Below are 19,886 nucleotides of genomic sequence, written 5' to 3'. Positions count from 1 at the left end.
GACTACAGGAGTAAAAATGCAAATGATTTCATATTGGAAAAATCCAAAAGAGTTTTATAATGATAATGGCTTAGTTTTAATTATTGGAAATTACGACCATAAAAATGAATATAATGGTGGAGAAAAAGCGTTAGGTGTACATTGGGGAGACTACCCACAATCACGAGGTATTTTAAGTCCTTGTGTAATTCCAAAAGATACAAGAAATTCTATGTTATCTGGGTTATTACATCAAGCTACAATTAATCAAGATGAAGAAAAAATAAATAATATAATTGAAGCAATTCAATTTTTTAAGTAGTAACAAGTCTAACAAATACGAGGAGACCAATAATTTACACTAACGGGAAAATTATTGCTCACGACAACCGTTAGACATTAAATAAACTTACATCTCAGGGCTTGAATACCCACTTTGACATATCAAAAAGATTTATATATAATCTATGCTAAATAACCATAATAATGGAGAAAATTTATAATGAATAAAATAATATTAATAGTCTTGGCAATATTCTTACCACCAGTTGCAGTATTTTTTAAAAATGGCATTGGAAAGGATCTTCTTATCAACATCGTATTATGTTTAATATTTTTCATTCCCGGCGTAGTTCATGCAGTTTGGCGTGTTACAAAGTAATAATGAATAGATTAATATTAGGGCTTTGTTTAATCTTTAGTCTGAACCTGTACGCTGATTTAGTAGCTCAAGGTTCAGCAGAATATAAAAATGGTAACTACAAAGAGTCCATTAAACTTTGGACTCAATCATGTAACAGTGGAAATATTGATGGTTGTTACAATCTGGCATATATGTATGCGAATGGAAGAGGCACAAGATATAATGAACTAAAAGCTGTTGAGCTTTATACTATAACTTGTGATGCAGGAGATAGTGCAGGATGTTCCAACTTAGGAAATTTATATGAAAATGGTGTTGGTAAAGTAAGACAAGATTTTTTCAAATCTAGTCGACTCTATGCAAAATCTTGTAATGCTGGAAACATCGAAGGATGTTACAATCTTGGAGTTGCTTATGAGAAAGGACGAGGCGTTAATAGAAGTTACAAAATAGCTAGTGAACTTTATGCTGACACATGCGAAAAGGGACTTGTTGCCGGGTGTTTTTACCTAGCTGAACTCTATAGAGATGCTGATGATCTACCAGGAAGTCAAGATAAGGCAAAAAGGCTTTATAAAAGAGCTTGCAATATGGGAAGTAGCACCGCCTGTAGTCGCTATAGAAGATTAGTTGATGAGGGTAAAAAGTAATTTCCTAAACATCTTAAGATAAATCCACTCAAAGAAAACAGACAGGAAGTTATGAATAGTTTAAAAATCAGAGACTTATCGTACAAATATCCCAGCGCAGCAGAACCCATTTTTAGTGCCCTAAATTTAGACTTTGAAGAGGGATGGAGTGCTGTGGCTGGGATTAACGGTTCTGGTAAAAGTACACTTTTAAAACTAATATCAAAAGAGCTCAAAACCGAAAAAGGGATGATTCTTGGTAATGATCTTGTAGTTTATTGCGCACAAAGTACAGAGTTTCCCCCGCAACAGCTTGAAAAGTTTATGATGACTTATACAAAAGAGGCGTATAAGCTCAGAGACCTTTTGCAGGTCAAGGACGAATGGTTAGGCACTTGGAAAACTCTGAGTCATGGTGAACGTAAACGACTACAACTCGCAGTTGCGCTTTCTAGTGAGAGTGATGTACTAATGGTCGATGAGCCGACCAACCATCTTGACTCTCGTTCTCAGGCAATAGTTATTGAGGCACTTAGAAGCTACAAAGGAATCGGCATCTTGGTGAGTCATGATAGAACACTACTAGATGCATTAACGCAACAGACTATCATGATAAAAGCAGGAGAAGTCTTAAAATACAGATCAAAATTTTCTTTGGCTCACCTTGCCTATGGACAGACACTCTCTCACAAGAAAAAAGTAATCACTGAGCAGGAAAATGAGCTAAAAAAAATCAACAGAGTTGTTCAGGTTCAAAGAGAAAAAGTCTCCCTTTCTAAAAAGCGGTTCTCTAAAAAAGGTGTTGGTAAATCTGACAGCTCTATGAAAGAGAAAATAAACGGCGCTATTTTGACTGGTAAAGATAAACATGATGGGCAGATGCTACAGCGTACCGTTACTAAACAACGTCACTTAAGTGAAAATATGAATAAACTCTCAAAAGAATATGCAACAGGCATCAGCTTTGAAGGAGAAATTGCCAGACACAATTTTCCCATAGCACTTGAGAAAAACTGTATTACTCTTTTTGAGTCAACACAACTCTGTTTTCCAAGATTGTCCGTAGATATTGGAGACAAAGTAGGTGTCAGTGGTGAGAATGGTGCTGGTAAGAGCACATTTATAAGCTATTTTATAGAAAAGATTGATTTTCAACATGACTATCTTTACATACCTCAAGAGATTACAGACAAAGAAGCAGAGCAACTCTTTACTGATATCAGCAACTTAAACAGTGATGAAAAAGGTGAACTTTTCACCCTAGTTCAAAGACTAGGCTCTGATGCCAAAGCACTGCTAAATAGTAGCATACCAAGTCCGGGTGAAGTAAGAAAACTGCTAATCGCTCAAGGCTTGTTAAAGCGACCTTCTTTGATTATCCTAGATGAGCCGACAAACCATATGGATCTTGATTCTATAGAATCTTTGGAAGCTTCTTTAAAAGAGTATGAAGGGGTGCTGTTGTTCATTACTCATGACGAGACTTTTTTAGAGAACTTAAGTACGAAGCGATGGGTGTTTGACAAGAGTCAAGATAGAGCTTATACGGTTCAAGAGATTTTGTGATTTTAGATATAATTCAGAAATTATTTCAACTCTCAAAGGATTAGATTTATGATTGCTATTATTGGGGCTGGCCCTGCTGGTCTGATGGCGGCACAAGTTTTATCTGAAGCGGGTTATGCACCAACAGTGTTTGACGCGATGCCATCTGCGGCACGTAAGTTTTTAATAGCAGGACGAGGTGGTTTAAACCTAACACATGCTGAAGACTTTGACCTCTTTGCGAGTCGCTATTTTGAAGCCCAAGCTTTTTTACAACCTGCTTTAGAAACCTTTAGCCCAAATGACATGCGCTTGTGGGCAGAGAGCCTTGGGTTTGAAACTTTTGTTGGCTCCTCTGGCAAAGTCTATCCCTTGGATAAAAAAGCCGCACCATTGCTACGCACTTGGATACATAAACTCAAAGCAAACGGTACTCAGTTCAAAATGAAACATCGTTGGGTGGGTTGGTCTAATGATGTTTGGCAGTTTGAAACTCCTGATGGGCTAAAAGATTATTCATTTGATGCAGTTATTTTGGCTTTAGGTGGTGCATCTTTGCCACACTTAGGTTCAACAGGCGCTTGGACAACAATTCTCAAAGATAAAGGGCTAGAAATCGCCCCACTTAAACCTGCAAATATGGGTTTTAATGTCAACTGGTCGAAGGTATTTAAAGAGAAGTTTTCAGGCACACCGCTAAAAAATGTAGAACTAAGCTTCAGAGATATTAACGAAAATCTTCAATCCAAACTCGGTGAGCTCTTAGTCAATGAGTATGGGGTTGAGGGCAGTTTAATCTATACTCATTCTAAATATCTAAGAGAGCAAATAGAGCAGAAATCTCCGTTTAGAGTCTATTTAGACCTCTTTCCACATCGTAGTGAAAGTCAGTTAAAGCAACAGTTGAGTGCAAAACAAGGTAAGCAGAGTTTGAGTGCCTTTTGGAAGCGCTTAGGATTGGATGGCGTAAAGGCTTCTTTGTTAAGAGAGGTATTAGCAAAGGAGTTGTTAAGTGAGCCTGAGTTAGTAGCAAAGACGCTTAAAAAGTTTCCTTTATCATTAGAATCTTATCGACCGATTGAAGAGGCGATTAGTACAGCTGGTGGTTTAGCATTTGAAAATTTAGACGAGCATCTGATGCTAAAAGATTTTCCTAGAGTATTCTGTGTTGGAGAGATGCTAAACTGGGAAGCACCAACAGGAGGCTATCTGTTAACGGGTGTGATGGGACAAGGTAAACAGGCAGCACAAGGTCTTTTGAAATTGTTACAACGTGAATAAATCTCCACTTTAGCTAAAATTAAAATTTTCTATATGATTTTTTAGATGCTCTTCTAGTGCTAATTTATATTCGCCCATAAAATACTCTACAATTTTTTCTTTTTCATCATCTAAATCTTTCGCTGATTCAAATGAAGAAGCAGCCATCCATGCATTAAATCTAGCAGCTCCATACATAAATGAAGCACTTACCTCTCCTTGAGTTACTTCTTCGCCTAGCTGTTCATTTGCAATAGCTATAAGTGCATCTGCTCTTTTTAAAAAACCATTATTTTTTGTATCCATTGTTATTTCCTCTATTATGAAAAAAGTTTAACTTAAACTATATTAATATGAACTGAAATAGTAAATTTATTTTTACCATTTCAAACTCAGTAGTTTATGTTTATTAAGATTATTTTACATATAATGTATTTTAATAAATAATTAAAAGTTACAACAATCTACAGGAAAATAAACAATGAAAAAATATTTAATATTTTTATACTCTTTAGTTGGTTACATACTTTCTATTATCACTTTGAGTTTTTTGATTTTATGGGTTTATCCATGGGAGTTTATGAAATTTAATATTGATAATTCTATTATTAGTTTAGATATAAATCCTATTTTAATAAACACAGGTTTATTGTTGTTTTTTGGCTTGCAACACTCCCTTATGGCAAGGAGTTTTTTTAAAGATGGCTTGCTAAAAGATGTTTCAAGTTCAGTAAAATCTGCTACTTACTCTTTTGCTTCATCAATCTGTTTGATATTGATATTTTATTTTTGGCAACCCATAGAAGGTTATATCTGGAATATCCAAAATGACATACTGTTTTTAAGCATTACCCTCATATATATTATTGGATGGCTTAGTGCATTTGTTGCCACTTTTATTATAGATCATTTTGAGCTTTTTGGCTTACATCAAGGCTATAGAGCCCTAAAAAACATCCCTGAACCAGAAGTGAAGTTTCAGGTAAGGTATTTTTATAAATATATAAGACATCCTATTCAGGCAGGAACACTTATTGGATTATGGGCAACACCATCTATGAGCTATACTCATCTACTTTTAAGTGTTGGTATGACAATTTATGTTTTAGTAGGTCTTTATTATGAAGAAAAAAGCTTAATAAAGACTTTCGGTAAAGAGTACAAAGATTATATTAAAACCACTCCAATGTTGATTCCATTTGGAGAGAGATAGTTGATATGCTATAATCACGTATATAATTCATAAATATAACAAATATAAAAACTTCAACAAATAATTACAATCATAGGAAATCAATATATGTATATATACGATTCAGTGCAAAAAACAAAACGTGAGTTTACTCCACTTGTAGAGGGAAAAGCTTCTCTGTATGTATGCGGTCCTACTGTTTATGATGACTCGCATCTAGGTCATGCTAAGAGTGCTTTAGTATTTGACCTGCTTTCACGTGTGCTTAAAGCAAACGGCTACGATGTGACTTATGCTAGAAACATTACAGACATCGATGATAAAATCATCAAAAAAGCAGCAGAATCAGGTAAAGACATCAAAGAGATTACAGACTTCTATACAGATGCATTTCACAAAGAGATGGATGCCATCGGTGTATCTCGCCCAGATATCGAGCCAAAAGCTACAGAATCTCTTGATGCAATGTACGAACTTATCCAAAAACTTATAGACTCAGGACATGCTTATAAAACTTCTGAGGGTGATATTTACTTTGATACTTCGAGTGATGGCGAGTATCTATCTCTCTCTTCAAGAGTCCAAGATGAAGATGACAAACTGCAAAGAGTTGAAAACTCTTTGCAAAAAAGAAATCCTGCCGACTTTGCTCTGTGGAAGAGCGTAAAAGATAACACCATCACTTTTAATTCTCCGTTTGGTGAAGGTCGTCCCGGTTGGCATCTAGAGTGTTCTGCGATGATAGAAAAACATCTTGCTCACGAGGGTGCAGAGTTTGCAGTAGATATCCACGGTGGTGGGGCTGACCTACTTTTTCCTCACCATGAAAATGAAGCTGCACAGACTAGATGTGCAACTAACCATGCACTGGCAAACTACTGGATGCATAATGGTTTTGTAAACATTGACGGCGAGAAAATGTCTAAGAGTTTAGGAAACAGTTTCTTCTTAAAAGATGCACTAAAAGAGTATGATGGAGAGGTTCTGCGTTTCTACCTTTTAAGCACACACTACAGAAGTAACTTCAACTTTAACACCCAAGACTTGGCGACTTCTAAAAAGAGACTTGACAAGATATACAGACTTAAAAAGAGACTTTTTGGACTGGCTGATTGTACAGATGCTACACCGTTTAAAGAATCACTTTTAAAAGCTCTTAGTGATGATATGAATGTATCTTCTGCTCTTGCATTAATAGAAGCGTTTATTTCAAGCACGAACGAAGTTTTAGACACGGCAGGAAAACATAAAGAGTTAAAGAGAGAGACTATTTCAAACTTAGCTTACATAGAAAAGATTTTAGGCTTTGGCAGTAAAAATGCCTATGAGTACTTTCAATTCGGTGTAGATGCTCATACAAAACTGCAAATATTTGACCTAATCGTAAAACGTGACGAAGCTAAAAAAGAGAAAAACTTCCAAGAGTCAGACAAACTTCGTGATGAGATATTAGCCTTTGGCGTAAACATCATGGACACGCCACAAGGTACTTTTTGGGAAAAGGTTTAAATGACCATCTCAGATATACAAAAACACCTAGAAGAAAACTCAAAAGATTTATCTACAGAGTTTAAGAGACTTTTTCATGGTCGTGGTGAGCTTTACAAAGGTTGGAAGCATCTGAGCGTTGACTCTATAGATGACATCTTAAGCGTTGCTCTTTACTTTGAAGAAGAAAATGAAGTTGAACTGATAGAGATGCTAAAGTCGTTTGTAGCATCTAGCAGGCACAAGACCATAGTTTTACAACGCCGTTACATCAAAGGTTCTCCGAGTGAACTTATAGTCGGTGAGTTGGCAGATGATCTGTTTGTAGTTGAAAACGGCATGAAGATAAAGCTAAACTTACTCTCTAACCTTAACAGCGGATACTTTCCTGACATGAAAAATGGAAGAGAGTTCGTAAAAGCAAACTCAAAAGACAAAAGCGTTTTAAATCTTTTCTCTTATACTTGTGCTTTTAGTGTGGCGGCTATGCTTGGCGGTGCATATAAAGTTTTTAATATCGACATGAGCAAAAGTGCTCTAAGCACAGGACGCACAAATCATCATCTAAACGACATTGATACAAAAAGTGTTAGTTTTTTCTCTTACAACATCTTAAAATCATTCTCAAGCATAAAGAGAAAAGGTCCGTATGATTTGATTATTATCGACCCGCCTACCTTTCAAAAAGGAAGTTTTGAAGCGACTAAGGACTATAGAAAATTAATCAATAAGCTAGAACAGATAGCATCTGAGGATTGTACACTTTTAGCTTGTTTGAACTCACCTGACTTAGAAGCTGAGTTTATAAAAGAGCTTATAAAAGAGTTGGCTCCAAGTTTCATGTTTATAAAGCGTTTAGAAAACGTAGAAGAATTTCAAAGTGAAGATGAAGAAAGAAGTTTAAAAAATCTTGTCTTCCAAAGGTCGAAAATTATAGTATAATACTCCACAAATAAACAGGATCCGTTAAGTATGAACAATGATTAAGATTACTGAAAATAATATAAATATCAGAAATGAGCTTCTTCACTTAGCTTCTTCAAATCTACTCACGTCGTCTCTTGCTGTCATTGTCAATTCTATTATAGTTACTATAGTATTCTGGAATATTGCTGATAAAATATTTTTATCTATCTGGCTACTTTCACTTACTACTATTCTTCTTATACGCCATATAAAAGCAAAATCATTTTTAAATCATAATCAAAAAGCTTCTCTTCATTCTCTTGAGAAAAGCTTTAAACTCCATGCTCTTGCTACTTCTCTCATCATCAGTGTTGGTATCTTTGTTCTACTACCAGAGAACAAACCATTTTATCAAGCATTTTTAACTATGATAGTGGCTGGCCTCTCAGCAGGAACAGTAATGAGTCTGTCAATATATAAAGACCTGGCTAGAAACTACCTCATAATACTCTTAGCACCATTTGCAATTGCCATGTACAAATTTGGCACTGAGATGCATATACTGATGTCTCTTCTAATCACCCTATTTTTAATGCTGCTGATAACATTCTCAAAAAAACATCATGAAAAAATCATAGAGCTTATAACATCAAACATGCTAGTGCAAGACTCAGAAAAAGAACTAAAACTATCAGAGAGTAATTTCAGTTCTATTTTTAAAGAGGTTCCTATCGGTGTATTTACATACGACAAAAACCTTATAATTACAGAAGCAAACAGATCAATCTCTGAATTACTAAACGCCCCTATACATAAGCTCGTAAATATGGACATGAAACTGCTTAGGGATCAGTCCATCAGACCACAGCTTGATGCTACACTAAGTGGAGAAAGAGGCTACTATGAAGGAGAATATCACAATCTGATATCGGATGAGGAGATCTGGATAAAGATGCAAGCCGTTCCGATGTATGATATTGACAACCAAATTAAAGGCGGTCTTGGGATTGTTGAGGATATCACAGGTCGTATTCAGGCAGATAAAAAGATTCGTCAACAGGCTTTTTATGACCATCTTACAGGTTTAGCAAACCGCTTAACTCTTAATGATCGTCTTGAGCAGCAAATAGCAAGACTTGCAAGACATAATCGTTTTGGAGCTATACTTTTTATAGATATTGACAACTTTAAGACTATCAATGATTCACTTGGTCATCATATCGGAGATACACTTCTTAAAACTTTTGCGCAGAGAGCCTCTAGTATCATGAGAAAAGAAGATACTGTAGCAAGATTAGGCGGTGATGAGTTTGTCATACTCTTATCAGACCTGAGTGATAATAAAAACCACGCGCTAGAGTACTCACACAATGTAGCAAGAAAACTACATAAACTTATGAAAGAACCTATTGAAGTTGAAGAACATAGTCTGTATGTAACACTAAGTATAGGTATTACTACTATATCTGAGGAAGAAGAAGATATCAATGTAATTTTAAAACATGCTGATATTGCCATGTATAAAGCAAAACAACAAGGCAGAAATACTACATGCTTTTTTGAACAAGGGATGAGCAAAAAGATAGAAGATCAACTCATACTCGGAAGTGAACTACGAGAAGCATTAAAACACAATCAGTTTGAACTATACTATCAGCCTATAGTTGAGACTAAAAGCTCAATCATAACCTCTTGTGAAGCACTCATTAGATGGAATCATCCTACACGCGGTCTTATCTATCCAGATGATTTCATTCCTTATGCTGAAGAGAGTGGATTGATTATCTCTATTGGTGATTGGGTAATTCAAAGAGCATGTATAGACTATAAAAAAATCAATCATAAAATAAAAAATATATCTATTAACATAAGCTCTAAACAGTTTAATCAGGATGATTTTGTCACTAAGATTTTAAAGGCTACACAAGAGTACAGCGTAAACCCAAGTGCTTTAAAACTTGAACTTACAGAGTCAGTAGCACTTGACAATCTTCTAGCAACTACAGATAAAATGAACCTCTTGAAATCTCACGGTTTTACTATTGCTATGGATGATTTTGGTACTGGTTATTCTTCGCTTTCATACCTTAAAAACCTGCCGTTTGATTTTCTAAAAATCGACCGTAGTTTTATACAGCATGTTCTCGACAATGAAGATGATGCTTCTTTAGTAAAAACTATTTTAACGATTTCTAAACAGTTTAAATTTGAAGTCATTGCAGAAGGTGTTGAGGAAAAAGAACATGTTGAGTTTTTAAAGGATTTGGATTGTGAGTACTACCAAGGATTTGTAGTATCAAAAGCACTTCCTGTTAACGAGTTTGAAAAATTCTTAAATAACGAGCAAGCTTCCTAATCTACTTAGGAAAACTACTCATCATTTTTTTGATGATACCCTCTATATATTCTTTTCTCTTTTGAGGAGTCTTTTGCTCTTTAAGTTCAGCTACACCAATCGCTCTCCAAACTATCTTCTCATTTTTTGGATTTAATGCATCTACTATTAAAGTTCCCTCTGTATAGTTATATGTGCTAGTTGTTGCAACCATTGCCCCACCATATCTATATCTACCGTAGCCCATCATTTGATAATCTGTTTGTATGTCACTTCTTTTCTCAACATCTACATGAAAAACAAAAATCAGATCAGCTTCTTCTTGAGATACTTTTTTATAACCCTTAAGTTTTAAGTCTGCTTCTAAAGAGTCTATGATTCTATCATTTGAAAGAGTGTCTTCACCCTCTTTGTTTTCATGTTTAACAGCAAAACTTTTCTGTTTAGAAAAGTTAAAAGTATCATCATAGTCTGTTGTGACTTGTAGAGTAGAACAGCCTACGAATAGTAGTAGTGTAGTGATTAAGAATGAAAAATATTTCATACTACCTCCTCACAAAAATTTGCTAAGACTCCGGCACGAATCATTTTATATGTCTCTTCACCTTTTAGCTTTTTAACAATTGCTAAAGCAAAACATATAGCAGTACCAGGCCCGCGAGATGTCATAACATTTGAATCTTCTACGACCATTGCTTTATCACCCTGATATCCATCAAGTCTTATCTGTTCCTCTACCGAGGGGTAACAAGTATAGTTTTGTTTCAGTACACCAGCTTTGTGTAGTGCAAAAGGTGCTGCACAAATAGCGGCAATGTTTTTGCCCTTTGCGTCCATGTCTTTTAAAATTCTTTGAACATTTTCATCATCTGCAAGAGCATATGTGCCATCCCAACCACCAGGAAGGATTATCATGTCAAGAGTCTCTGCATCTACATCTTTTATATCCATATCACACACTATTGTGATACCGTTTGCACCTTTTACAGCACTTTTATCATCTAAAGAAGCTACCAATACTTCTACATCTGCTCTTCTTAAAACATCTATTATCGACACAGCTTCTATCTCTTCAAACCCACCTGCTATAGGTACTAAAACTCTACTCATAATATATCCTTTATCAAAACGTTACCTTTATTTTAGTATAATCTCTAAAATATTAAAAGGTAAATTTGCGAATATGATTAATTATGAAAGTATAAAACCTTGGCTATTTAAACTACAGCCAGAGAATGCACACCACTTAGCTGAAACAGCGATTAGAACTGCAAATATATGCCAAATCCCATTTAACTCTTTTTTAGAGTCTCACTTCATCACTGATGATGTTTTAAAACAAGAACTATTTGGTAGAGAGTTTTTAAACCCTGTAGGACTTGGTGCAGGATTTGATAAAAATGCTACGATGATTCGCGGTATGCAAATCTTAGGTTTTGGTTTCACTGAAATCGGGACTGTTACGCCTAAACCACAAGCCGGAAACCCAAAACCTAGAATGTGGCGTCACGTAGAAGAAAAGTCTGTTCAAAACGCTATGGGCTTTAACAACGATGGAGCACTAAAAGTTCAGGGAAGGCTTAAAAAGATATTTCCATATACAACTCCTATTGGTGTAAATATCGGTAAGAACAAATTAACTCCAGATAGTGAAGCTATCAATGACTATACGCATCTTATAAAAGCGTTTAACGGTCTTGGCGATTACTTTGTTATTAACATCTCTTCTCCAAACACTCCAGGGCTTAGAGACTTACAAAATGAAGAGTTTATCAGCAAACTTTTTAGTGAAGCTAAGGCACTGACAGACATGCCTATCCTTTTAAAAATAGCACCTGACATGACAGAAGAAGATGCAGTAGCACTTACTAAGATGGCAGTTGAAAAAGGTGCAGACGGTATTATCGCTACAAATACTACGATAGACTATTCGCTTGTAAAAAAGCCTCATGATGTAGGTGGACTTAGCGGCGCAGTCTTAAAAGAAAAAAGTTTTAAAATTTTTGAAGCTGTAGCAAAAGAGCTTTACGGTAAAACTACACTAATATCTGTGGGTGGAATCGACTCGGCCGAAGAAGCATACAGAAGAATTAAAGCAGGAGCTTCACTAGTGCAGATACTAAGCGGAATCGTATTTCATGGTCCTGACATGGTTATGAATATAAACAAAGAGCTTATAAAGCTTATCAAAGCTGATGGATATACAAATATCACAGAGGCTATCGGTGCAGACAGAAAATGAAACATTTCTTAGCACTCATACTAATCTTAGGGACACTAATGGCATCTTCATTACCGAAATATGAGACTAAAACACTAAAAAATGGATTACAAATCGTTGTAATCCCACTTGAAAATTCTACAAATGTAATCTCTACTGATATCTTTTACAAGGTTGGTAGTAGAAACGAAGTTATGGGTAAGACTGGTATAGCTCACATGCTAGAGCATATGAACTTCAAGTCTACAAAGAACCTTCCAGCTGGAGAGTTTGACAAAGAAGTCAAAAGCATAGGTGGAGTAAACAACGCATCAACAAGTTTTGACTATACTCACTACTACATCAAGTCAAGCACTAATAATCTTTCTAAATCACTTAGTCTTTATGCAGAACTTATGCAAAACCTAAACCTAAAAGATAAAGAGTTCCAACCTGAGCGTGATGTTGTAGCAGAAGAGAGACGTTGGAGAACAGAGAACTCTCCACTAGGTTACCTTTACTTTGCAATGTTTAACAACGCTTATGTATACCATCCGTATCACTGGACTCCGATTGGTTTTATGAATGATATCCAAACTTGGACTATCAAAGATATAAAAGACTTTCATAAGACTTACTATCAGCCAAACAATGCCATCTTGATGGTAACAGGTGACGTAGACCCTAAAGAAGTGTTTAAAAAGGCTAAAAAAGAGTTTGGCGACATTAAGAACACTGCTAAAATTCCTGAGTTTAAATTTGTAGAACCTGAGCAAGATGGAGCTAAAAGAGTAACTATCCATAAAGAAAGTGAAGTAGAGATGCTGGCTATCACTTTTCATATCCCTGACTTTAAAAGCAAAGATCAAGTTACACTTAGTGTAATGTCTGAAATTTTATACTCTGGAAAAAGTTCAAGACTATATAAAGAGCTAATAGACAAAAAACGTCTTGTGAACCAAGTTTATGCTTACAACATGGAAAATATTGATCCCGGTCTTTTCATATTTCTGGCATCTTGTAACCCTGGTGTAAAAGCTGAAGATGTAGAAAAAGAGCTTATAGAGCAGATAGAACTTATGAAGACTACTCAAGTTACTAAAGCTGAACTTGACAAAGTAAAAATTAATACAAAAGCCGATTTCATCTACTCACTTGAGAGTTCAACATCTGTTGCAAACCTATTTGGAAGCTACTTGGTAAGAGGTGATTTAACCCCACTTTTAACCTATGAAGAAGATGTAAAAAAAGTGACTGCTAAGAAAGTTCAAGATGCTGCTAAAAAGTATTTTAACTTCAACAAGTCAACTACTCTTATTCTGAAAAAAGCTGAGTAAAAAGTTATGAAGAGGAACGTAGGTTTTAAAACCTACGTTTTAGATTAACCTAGCTCGGCAGTAATCGCAGCTTCAACTTCAGAAATATGAGCTGTTCCATCAACTGTAATATAAGTCAGTGTATCAATCGTAGTTGATTGATCTTTATAGTAACCGATAAGTGGCTGAGTAAGTTCGTGGTAAACTTTAAGACGGTCAGCAACTACTTCTGCTTTATCATCATCACGTTGAACTAAATCTTCACCAGTCTCATCATCTTTACCTTCAACTTTTGGAGGATTAAAAGTAACATGATAAGTACGTCCAGATGCTAAGTGAGCACGGCGACCTGACATACGATTTACAATCTCTGAATCTGGAACATCAATCTCGATAACTGCATCAATAACGATTCCAGCTTGAGTTACAGCGTCTGCTTGAGGAAGTGTACGAGGAAAACCATCTAGTAAGTAACCATTTTTACAATCATCTTCTGCAATACGATCTTTTACAAGACCAATAATAATCTCATCAGTAACAAGTTGACCGGCATCCATAGCTGCTTTAGCCATTTTACCCATATCTGTACCAGCTTTGATAGCTGCTCTTAACATATCACCAGTTGAGATCTGAGGAATGTTAAACTTCTTTGTTAAAAATTGAGCTTGAGTACCTTTACCAGCACCCGGTGCTCCTAATAATATAATTCTCATTGTGTCTTCCTATATATTTTGTTAATGAAACTATATAATAATGAGTTTAAAATAAGCTCTGTTTTAGACAAAAAGTTTATTTTATTTCAAATTTTAAAGAGAATCTCCAATTATTTTCTATTTCTTATTTCATCTTATTAATATTTATCAATAATTATCATCTTCTTATTTCATAATATAAAACCTATTAATAAGTTTTCTTTATATAAATAAAATTTATACTATGAGATAATAGTATTAATTATTTTAAGGAGTTTATTATGAATCTCTTCTCACCTATTCTAATCGGAAACCATACTTTAAAAAACAGAATCTTCATGGCACCTATGACAAGATGCAGAAGTGTAGAGGATCATATACCAAACGATCTTATGGCTACATATTATGCTCAGAGAGCTTCTGCTGGACTCATCATTAGTGAAGCTACTCAGATTTCAACTCAAGGTATTGGATATCCATGTACTCCAGGCATCCATACATTAAAACAGATACAGGGGTGGAAAAAAACAACAGAGGCTGTACATGATAAGGGCGGTAAAATATTTTTGCAGCTATGGCATGTAGGCAGAATCTCTCACTCTGCATATCATGATGGGGAACTTCCTGTAGCACCATCAGCTATAAAGCCAACCGGTGAAGTCTATACTCTTGAGGGTATGAAAGAGTATGAGACACCACGAGAACTTAGTGTTGATGAGATAAAAGAGCTTGTCACAAAGTATGTAATCGGAGCAAAAAATGCAATAGAAGCAGGATTTGACGGAGTTGAGATTCATGGAGCAAACGGATACTTAATAGATCAGTTCTTAAGAGATTCAACTAACAAAAGAGAAGATGAGTATGGCTCAAGCATAGAGAACAGAAGTCGTTTTTTATTTGATATTATAGAAGATATTATTAAAGAGATTGGAGCAGACAAAGTCGGACTTAGACTATCTCCAAGTGGAACTTTTAATGATATGACAGACTCTAACCCTAAAGAGCACTTTACTTATATATGCAATGAACTAAATAAATACAAACTTGCCTATCTTCATATAATAGATGCACTAGAAGGTGATATACGTCATGGTGCTAATGTCGTAGAGCTATCTACTTTAAGAGAAGCATATAAAGGTATTCTTATTACAAATGGGGCTTACGATAAAGAGAGAGGAAATCAGACTATACAAAACTCTCTAGCAGATGCTGTAGCTTTTGGAGCACTATATATCTCAAATCCTAATCTACCTGAATCTTTTAAAACAAATGCCAAGTTAGTAGATGCAGACACAGATACTTTTTATACTCAAGATGAAAAAGGTTACACAGACTACCCTACTCTAGGATAGCCGAGACCACTCAGAGTTTTGTGTCAGTAACCGATAGTCATTAAAATTATATTATAGTTAAACAATTTAGTTTGAAACTTAAAAAAAGTTCCAAAAACTACAGTATGATTAACTTAAATTATTTTGCCGTAAATATTAGCTACTATCTTTACCCCGCAGAATCAAGTAGTCTCATTACACTTTGTGGCTGTGCATTTGCTTGGCTCATGCTATATGAACCAGACTGAGCGATGATATTAAACTTAGCAAACTTAGCACTTTCTGCTGCAAAGTCTACATCTTCTATCTGACTTTTTGCACTCTCAACGTTCACCTGTGTTACAGATATATTTCTTATAGTAGATTCTAGTTTATTTTGTGCAGCACCTAATGTTGCTCTTTGTTCTACTACTGTTTTTAATGCTGTATCTATTGTTCCTATCGAATTTTCAGCTGCTGCTTGACTGGTTACATCTATAGTTCCCACTGCATTTGCAACTTTCATATTGCCTATACTAATAGATTGTGTGTTGCCTGCATATGCACCAGTGTGGAGAGTGAAACTACTTCCACCCCCACCTACTGCATTTGTTGCCGGAAAGTTATTATTATAAGTGGTCGTAATAGCATTTACATCAGCAATTTGTTGAGCATAAGTATCTCCGTTAATCCATGAAGACCAAACACTACTTGCAAGTGCGTCTCCGAAAGCCCGAATAGTAGCTTCTGCTGCTGGATAATTTGCTATAGCTTGATTAGTGACTGTTCCTCCTACTATACCGTCAAAGTTCTGACCTACGCTCATATACGTTAAAGTTACATCATTTGCAACAAAGTATGAAGGTAGTTGAGATGTCATATAATCAACTGCTTCACCTTGAGCTATTTGTGTCGCAGTAAGGGTATTTGGTGTGCCACCTACTGTCCCATCCAAAAGTACTTGCCCATTAAATTTTGTAGTAGTAGCAATATCATTAGCTTCTGCTAAAAGCGCAGTAACTTCTTTTTGTATATATGATCGAGAAGTTGCATCTTGTGTGTCATTTGCTGATTGAACTGAAAGCACTCTTACTCTTTTTAAAATATTTGTATACTCTTCCAGGGCTCCATCAGCTGTTTGAACTAGACCAATTCAATCATTTGCATTTCTTATTGCTTGACCAAGCGCTTGAGATTGTGCTGTAAGTTTACTTGATATTGCCATGCCTGCTGAATCATCTGCTGATTTATTGATACGTAAACCTGAACTCAACGAGTTAAGACTTTTTTCAAGTCCAACGTTGTTCATTGTAGCGTTTCTGTGTGCGTTCATTGCACCTATGTTTGTGTTTATTATAAATCCCATAATAAATCCTTTTAATTACTAAACAGCGTCCTTGCTATTTATTCACGCCTACTAAATCGACATCTTTTTATATAATCTTTAAAGATAACCTATATATTTCTATAGTTGTTAGATTTTGGTGGGTATTAGGTTGTGTTGGTGTAAAAAAAGTGTTCCAGTTTTCCTTATTTTTGGAACACGAAGCACTCATATTAGTTTTCCGTGTTCCACAAAGTGTTCAAAAAGTAAAAACTGCAAAGTTTCACAAACCCTAAGTGATTATGGAACATAAAAAAGTGAGCTTTTAAATCATATATTTAAAGCTTCATCCAATTCAGTAAGTTGTTTAATCAGTGGAGCGAGTACTCCATCTTTACCATCAATTCTGGCACCTTGTTTTATGAGTTCAAATGCCTCGTCCATATTGAACTGTTGTTTCATAAGTCATTCCTTTAGAATTTAATATTCTATCGGTCTGACACAAAGTTTTGAACACTTCCGGATAGCCTTTCTCAAATATATTATTAAGTTTTAAATTCAGATAGTTTAGTGTTAAGTGTTTCAGTCATTGCATTCATATGTTCGGCTGCACTTGCAATCTCTTCAATGCTTCTTGCATTTTTGCCAGAGAGCTCATTTATTTTACTAATGCTGTTAATTATATTCTCAGTGTCTTTTCCTGTTTGAATATAACTTTCTACTGTTTTATCTGCCATTATAATCGCTTCACCCATCACCTCTGAAAGATCATTTATCTTATTTTCAACTCCTATAGCGGTTTCACTCAATTTTTCTACTTTCATAGAATTTTGTGTCATCTGCTCACTGGAATCCATAATAGATTGAACAATTACACCAATAGTGGCATTTATTTCTATTAAGCTTTTTTGTGTTCTCTCAGCTAGTTTTCTAACTTCATCAGCAACAACAGCAAATCCACGGCCATGTTCACCTGCACGAGCCGCTTCAATTGCTGCATTTAATGCGAGTAAGTTTGTTTGATCGGCTATATCACCTATAACTAAAAGTACATCTTTTACCTGTTTAGCATCTTCGCTTAGTTGTTTTATACTATGAGCTAATTCTATTTCAACTGAGGCACTTATTTTTATATCTTTTGTAAGTTCTAAAATTGCTTGATTTGCTTGTGTTAAAAATCCATTCGCTTTTTCCAAATCATCTTTAGATATTTTTGCCTCTTCTATACTATTCCCCATCTCATCTTTGATAGTAACTGCCTGCTCGGTTGTATTCTTTACTACTGTTGTTGATTCTTCTAATAGTTTACCAACCTCATTTGATGTTGTTGAGAGTTGATGAGATATTGATGAGTTTTCAGTTGATAGATTCTTAGCATCTGCAATAAGAATTCTTACTTTTTCTATAAAATCATTTATCCCTTTACTAGCTTCTGCAACTTCATCACGTCCCTTAATATCTAGTTTTCTGGTAAGGTCACCATCTCCACTTGAAAGGTTTTTTGTACAAAATATAAGATTATTTAGAGGACTAGAGACTACTCTTTTTACTACTAACCACGTGATAAGCGTAATTATAAAAGTCATAATAGTAGCAGCTATAATCAAGTTCTCTCTTAGCTCTGTATTTGTTTTTTCAAAATCTGCTAAGTTAACTTCTCCTACAACTATCCAGTTCCATTTTGTAAAAGCTTTAAATCTTACAGCTTTACTTAACTCATCTTCATTATAAGCGATATAGCCATCTTTTTTTTCTATTATCTGTTTTGCCACATCTGAGTTTGCGTCAGTACCTATTGATGTATTATGAATATCATATTTTTTTGTTTTTAAGTTTATCGCATAGAAATGACCATTTTCACCTATCTTCATTTGGTTGATCTTTTGAGAGAGAGATTTGAGTCCATCTGTAAAATCGTAACCTATAAATAAAATACCAATCACATCTCCACTTATACTCAATATTGGAGAGTAGACAGTTACATAATCTTTTCCAAATAGTCTTGCATTACCTATGTATGTTTGTTTGTCCATTATGGGTTTAAATGCCGGACTTTTTGATCCTCCAAGGTATGTACCCATTGCTCTTTTTCCATCTATCTTTAACAAAGATGTAGATACACGCACAAAATCATCCCCATCTTTAGCAAAAACTGTAGCTACTGCACCTGTAAGTTTTGTAAATTCTTCAATTTTTGCAAAGTTATTATTTATAACTGCACCATCACTTACTAAGACTGGAGTAGAGACACCATACACATCCACTCTTTCATTTGGAGTAATAGAAAAATCACTGAAGTTACTTTTAAATACATTATATAACTTAGTTGCACTCTCTTCCAATGCTCCATTATAAGTATCCATAGTTTGAACCATTCGCTCAACACTCGAATCTAATTTTAGATGAGTTTCTTTATTTATATAACTGTTTAAATAGTCATTTATATAGCCTATAAAGGCAACCATTGAGACAACAATTACAACAACCTGTATATACGTAACTTTTTTTGCAATAGAATTAAACATGTAAGCTCCTGATATTTTTATAACAACAGTAATTCTATAGATTTACTAGAGTATTTAAGAAATTATACCATATAATGGTAAGATATTTTTTACCTTTTTTAAATTTTATATATTTTTGCAAATTTCACACAATAATACATAGATTGAACAAAGCCCTAAATATATGGCTTAAAAGACATTTTTCTCAAACATACCCTACTACATTACTTGGCAATACCCTAGTAAACTTATAGACTTACTTGACAATGAATAATTATTCGGTTACAATTTCTCCATGCACTTGATATTAGATATCAATTAAGAGGAAATAAAATGAAAGAAAAGGCTTATCGCTCAGTTGTTAAAACGATCTCTTGGAGAACAGTTGGAACGATAGACACTATTGTAATTTCATATTTTATTACCGGCAATTTAGCAATGGCTGCATCTATTGGATCCATTGAGGTTGTAACAAAAATGATTCTCTACTATTTTCATGAAAGAGGATGGAATAGAGTACAACTAGGGAAAGTTCAAAGCCCAGATTATCATATATAGGAAAT

Annotated in this window: 20 protein-coding genes and 1 pseudogene; 13 read left to right on the top strand and 8 right to left on the bottom strand. The window is 35.0% G+C overall.

Features of this window, described 5'->3' with window-relative positions:
• Positions 1-16 precede the first annotated feature (16 nt).
• The 5 genes from SMGD1_RS12640 (at position 17) to SMGD1_RS12620 (ending at position 4,077) form a co-directional block, all read left to right on the top strand.
• Complete coding sequence (locus tag SMGD1_RS12640) at positions 17-301, top strand: hypothetical protein (protein ID WP_008341496.1); 285 nt, start codon at positions 17-19, stop codon at positions 299-301.
• Positions 302-481: 180 nt separating this feature from the next.
• Positions 482-640: a YqaE/Pmp3 family membrane protein gene (locus SMGD1_RS15100; protein WP_039920261.1), complete on the top strand. Its 159-nt coding sequence runs from the start codon at positions 482-484 to the stop codon at positions 638-640.
• Positions 641-642: 2 nt separating this feature from the next.
• Positions 643-1,272, top strand: coding sequence for a tetratricopeptide repeat protein (locus tag SMGD1_RS12630; RefSeq protein WP_008339742.1), 630 nt, complete (start codon positions 643-645; stop codon positions 1,270-1,272).
• 51 nt (positions 1,273-1,323) lie between these two features.
• Positions 1,324-2,817, top strand: a complete 1,494-nt coding sequence (locus SMGD1_RS12625) for an ATP-binding cassette domain-containing protein (RefSeq protein WP_008341492.1) — start codon at positions 1,324-1,326, stop codon at positions 2,815-2,817.
• 48 nt (positions 2,818-2,865) lie between these two features.
• Positions 2,866-4,077, top strand: a complete 1,212-nt coding sequence (locus SMGD1_RS12620; RefSeq protein ID WP_008339783.1) for a TIGR03862 family flavoprotein — start codon at positions 2,866-2,868, stop codon at positions 4,075-4,077.
• Between the two features lie 9 nt (positions 4,078-4,086).
• On the opposite strand, the gene SMGD1_RS12615 is transcribed toward SMGD1_RS12620, so the two are convergent.
• A complete protein-coding gene (locus SMGD1_RS12615; RefSeq protein WP_008339802.1) occupies positions 4,087-4,362 on the bottom strand; it encodes a DUF3144 domain-containing protein in 276 nt (91 codons plus the stop codon).
• A gap of 175 nt (positions 4,363-4,537) precedes the next feature.
• On the opposite strand from SMGD1_RS12615, the gene SMGD1_RS12610 reads away from it, so the two are divergent.
• The 4 genes from SMGD1_RS12610 (at position 4,538) to SMGD1_RS12595 (ending at position 9,998) form a co-directional block, all read left to right on the top strand.
• Positions 4,538-5,269 carry a methyltransferase family protein gene (locus tag SMGD1_RS12610; RefSeq protein WP_008339862.1) on the top strand — a complete coding sequence of 244 codons (732 nt, stop codon included), beginning with the start codon at positions 4,538-4,540 and terminating at the stop codon, positions 5,267-5,269.
• Positions 5,270-5,356: 87 nt separating this feature from the next.
• Positions 5,357-6,757 carry a cysteine--tRNA ligase gene (gene cysS, locus SMGD1_RS12605; protein ID WP_008339635.1) on the top strand — a complete coding sequence of 467 codons (1,401 nt, stop codon included), beginning with the start codon at positions 5,357-5,359 and terminating at the stop codon, positions 6,755-6,757.
• Positions 6,758-7,678, top strand: coding sequence for a class I SAM-dependent methyltransferase (locus SMGD1_RS12600; RefSeq protein WP_008341489.1), 921 nt, complete (start codon positions 6,758-6,760; stop codon positions 7,676-7,678).
• A gap of 37 nt (positions 7,679-7,715) precedes the next feature.
• Positions 7,716-9,998, top strand: a complete 2,283-nt coding sequence (locus tag SMGD1_RS12595; RefSeq protein ID WP_008339717.1) for a putative bifunctional diguanylate cyclase/phosphodiesterase — start codon at positions 7,716-7,718, stop codon at positions 9,996-9,998.
• A 1-nt stretch (position 9,999) separates the two neighbouring features.
• Here SMGD1_RS12595 and SMGD1_RS12590 read toward each other — a convergent pair whose 3' ends face one another.
• Complete coding sequence (locus SMGD1_RS12590; protein WP_008339660.1) at positions 10,000-10,521, bottom strand: DUF4136 domain-containing protein; 522 nt, start codon at positions 10,519-10,521, stop codon at positions 10,000-10,002.
• Positions 10,518-11,087, bottom strand: coding sequence for a DJ-1 family glyoxalase III (locus tag SMGD1_RS12585; RefSeq protein ID WP_008339828.1), 570 nt, complete (start codon positions 11,085-11,087; stop codon positions 10,518-10,520). The genes SMGD1_RS12590 and SMGD1_RS12585 overlap by 4 nt, the downstream gene beginning before the upstream one ends.
• 73 nt (positions 11,088-11,160) lie before the next feature.
• On the opposite strand from SMGD1_RS12585, the gene SMGD1_RS12580 reads away from it, so the two are divergent.
• Positions 11,161-12,219, top strand: coding sequence for a quinone-dependent dihydroorotate dehydrogenase (locus tag SMGD1_RS12580; protein WP_008339745.1), 1,059 nt, complete (start codon positions 11,161-11,163; stop codon positions 12,217-12,219).
• Complete coding sequence (locus SMGD1_RS12575) at positions 12,216-13,514, top strand: M16 family metallopeptidase (RefSeq protein ID WP_171801009.1); 1,299 nt, start codon at positions 12,216-12,218, stop codon at positions 13,512-13,514. The genes SMGD1_RS12580 and SMGD1_RS12575 overlap by 4 nt, the downstream gene beginning before the upstream one ends.
• Positions 13,515-13,558: 44 nt before the next feature.
• Here SMGD1_RS12575 and adk read toward each other — a convergent pair whose 3' ends face one another.
• The gene (gene adk, locus SMGD1_RS12570; protein WP_008339615.1) at positions 13,559-14,206 is read right to left on the bottom strand and encodes an adenylate kinase; all 648 of its coding nucleotides are present in this window, start codon (positions 14,204-14,206) and stop codon (positions 13,559-13,561) included.
• 260 nt (positions 14,207-14,466) lie between these two features.
• Here adk and SMGD1_RS12565 point away from each other — a divergent pair, with 260 nt between their 5' ends.
• On the top strand, positions 14,467-15,537 hold the full coding sequence (locus tag SMGD1_RS12565) for an alkene reductase (protein ID WP_008339621.1): 1,071 nt from the start codon (positions 14,467-14,469) through the stop codon (positions 15,535-15,537).
• Positions 15,538-15,685: 148 nt separating this feature from the next.
• Here SMGD1_RS12565 and SMGD1_RS14940 read toward each other — a convergent pair whose 3' ends face one another.
• From SMGD1_RS14940 to SMGD1_RS12545, 4 genes and pseudogenes are all read right to left on the bottom strand, one after another.
• Positions 15,686-16,021 carry a flagellin gene (locus tag SMGD1_RS14940; RefSeq protein ID WP_241761522.1) on the bottom strand — a complete coding sequence of 112 codons (336 nt, stop codon included), beginning with the start codon at positions 16,019-16,021 and terminating at the stop codon, positions 15,686-15,688.
• 398 nt (positions 16,022-16,419) lie between these two features.
• Positions 16,420-16,861, bottom strand: a pseudogene (locus SMGD1_RS14935) (flagellin N-terminal helical domain-containing protein); the annotation flags it as partial.
• 288 nt (positions 16,862-17,149) lie between these two features.
• Positions 17,150-17,281 (bottom strand): hypothetical protein, encoded by a 132-nt coding sequence (locus tag SMGD1_RS15075; protein WP_008339721.1) that lies wholly within the window; start codon positions 17,279-17,281, stop codon positions 17,150-17,152.
• A gap of 83 nt (positions 17,282-17,364) precedes the next feature.
• On the bottom strand, positions 17,365-19,344 hold the full coding sequence (locus tag SMGD1_RS12545) for a methyl-accepting chemotaxis protein (protein WP_008339681.1): 1,980 nt from the start codon (positions 19,342-19,344) through the stop codon (positions 17,365-17,367).
• 312 nt (positions 19,345-19,656) lie between these two features.
• Between SMGD1_RS12545 and SMGD1_RS12540 the strand changes: the two genes are divergently transcribed.
• Positions 19,657-19,881, top strand: coding sequence for a DUF2061 domain-containing protein (locus SMGD1_RS12540; RefSeq protein ID WP_008339696.1), 225 nt, complete (start codon positions 19,657-19,659; stop codon positions 19,879-19,881).
• The last annotated feature ends 5 nt before the right edge of the window (positions 19,882-19,886 follow it).

Origin of the sequence: Sulfurimonas gotlandica GD1 (genome assembly GCF_000242915.1) — a bacterium.
GTDB classification, from domain to species: Bacteria; Campylobacterota; Campylobacteria; order Campylobacterales; family Sulfurimonadaceae; genus Sulfurimonas; species Sulfurimonas gotlandica.
Note: the sequence above shows the minus strand (reverse complement) of the source record. Positions and strands in the feature narration are given on the sequence as shown.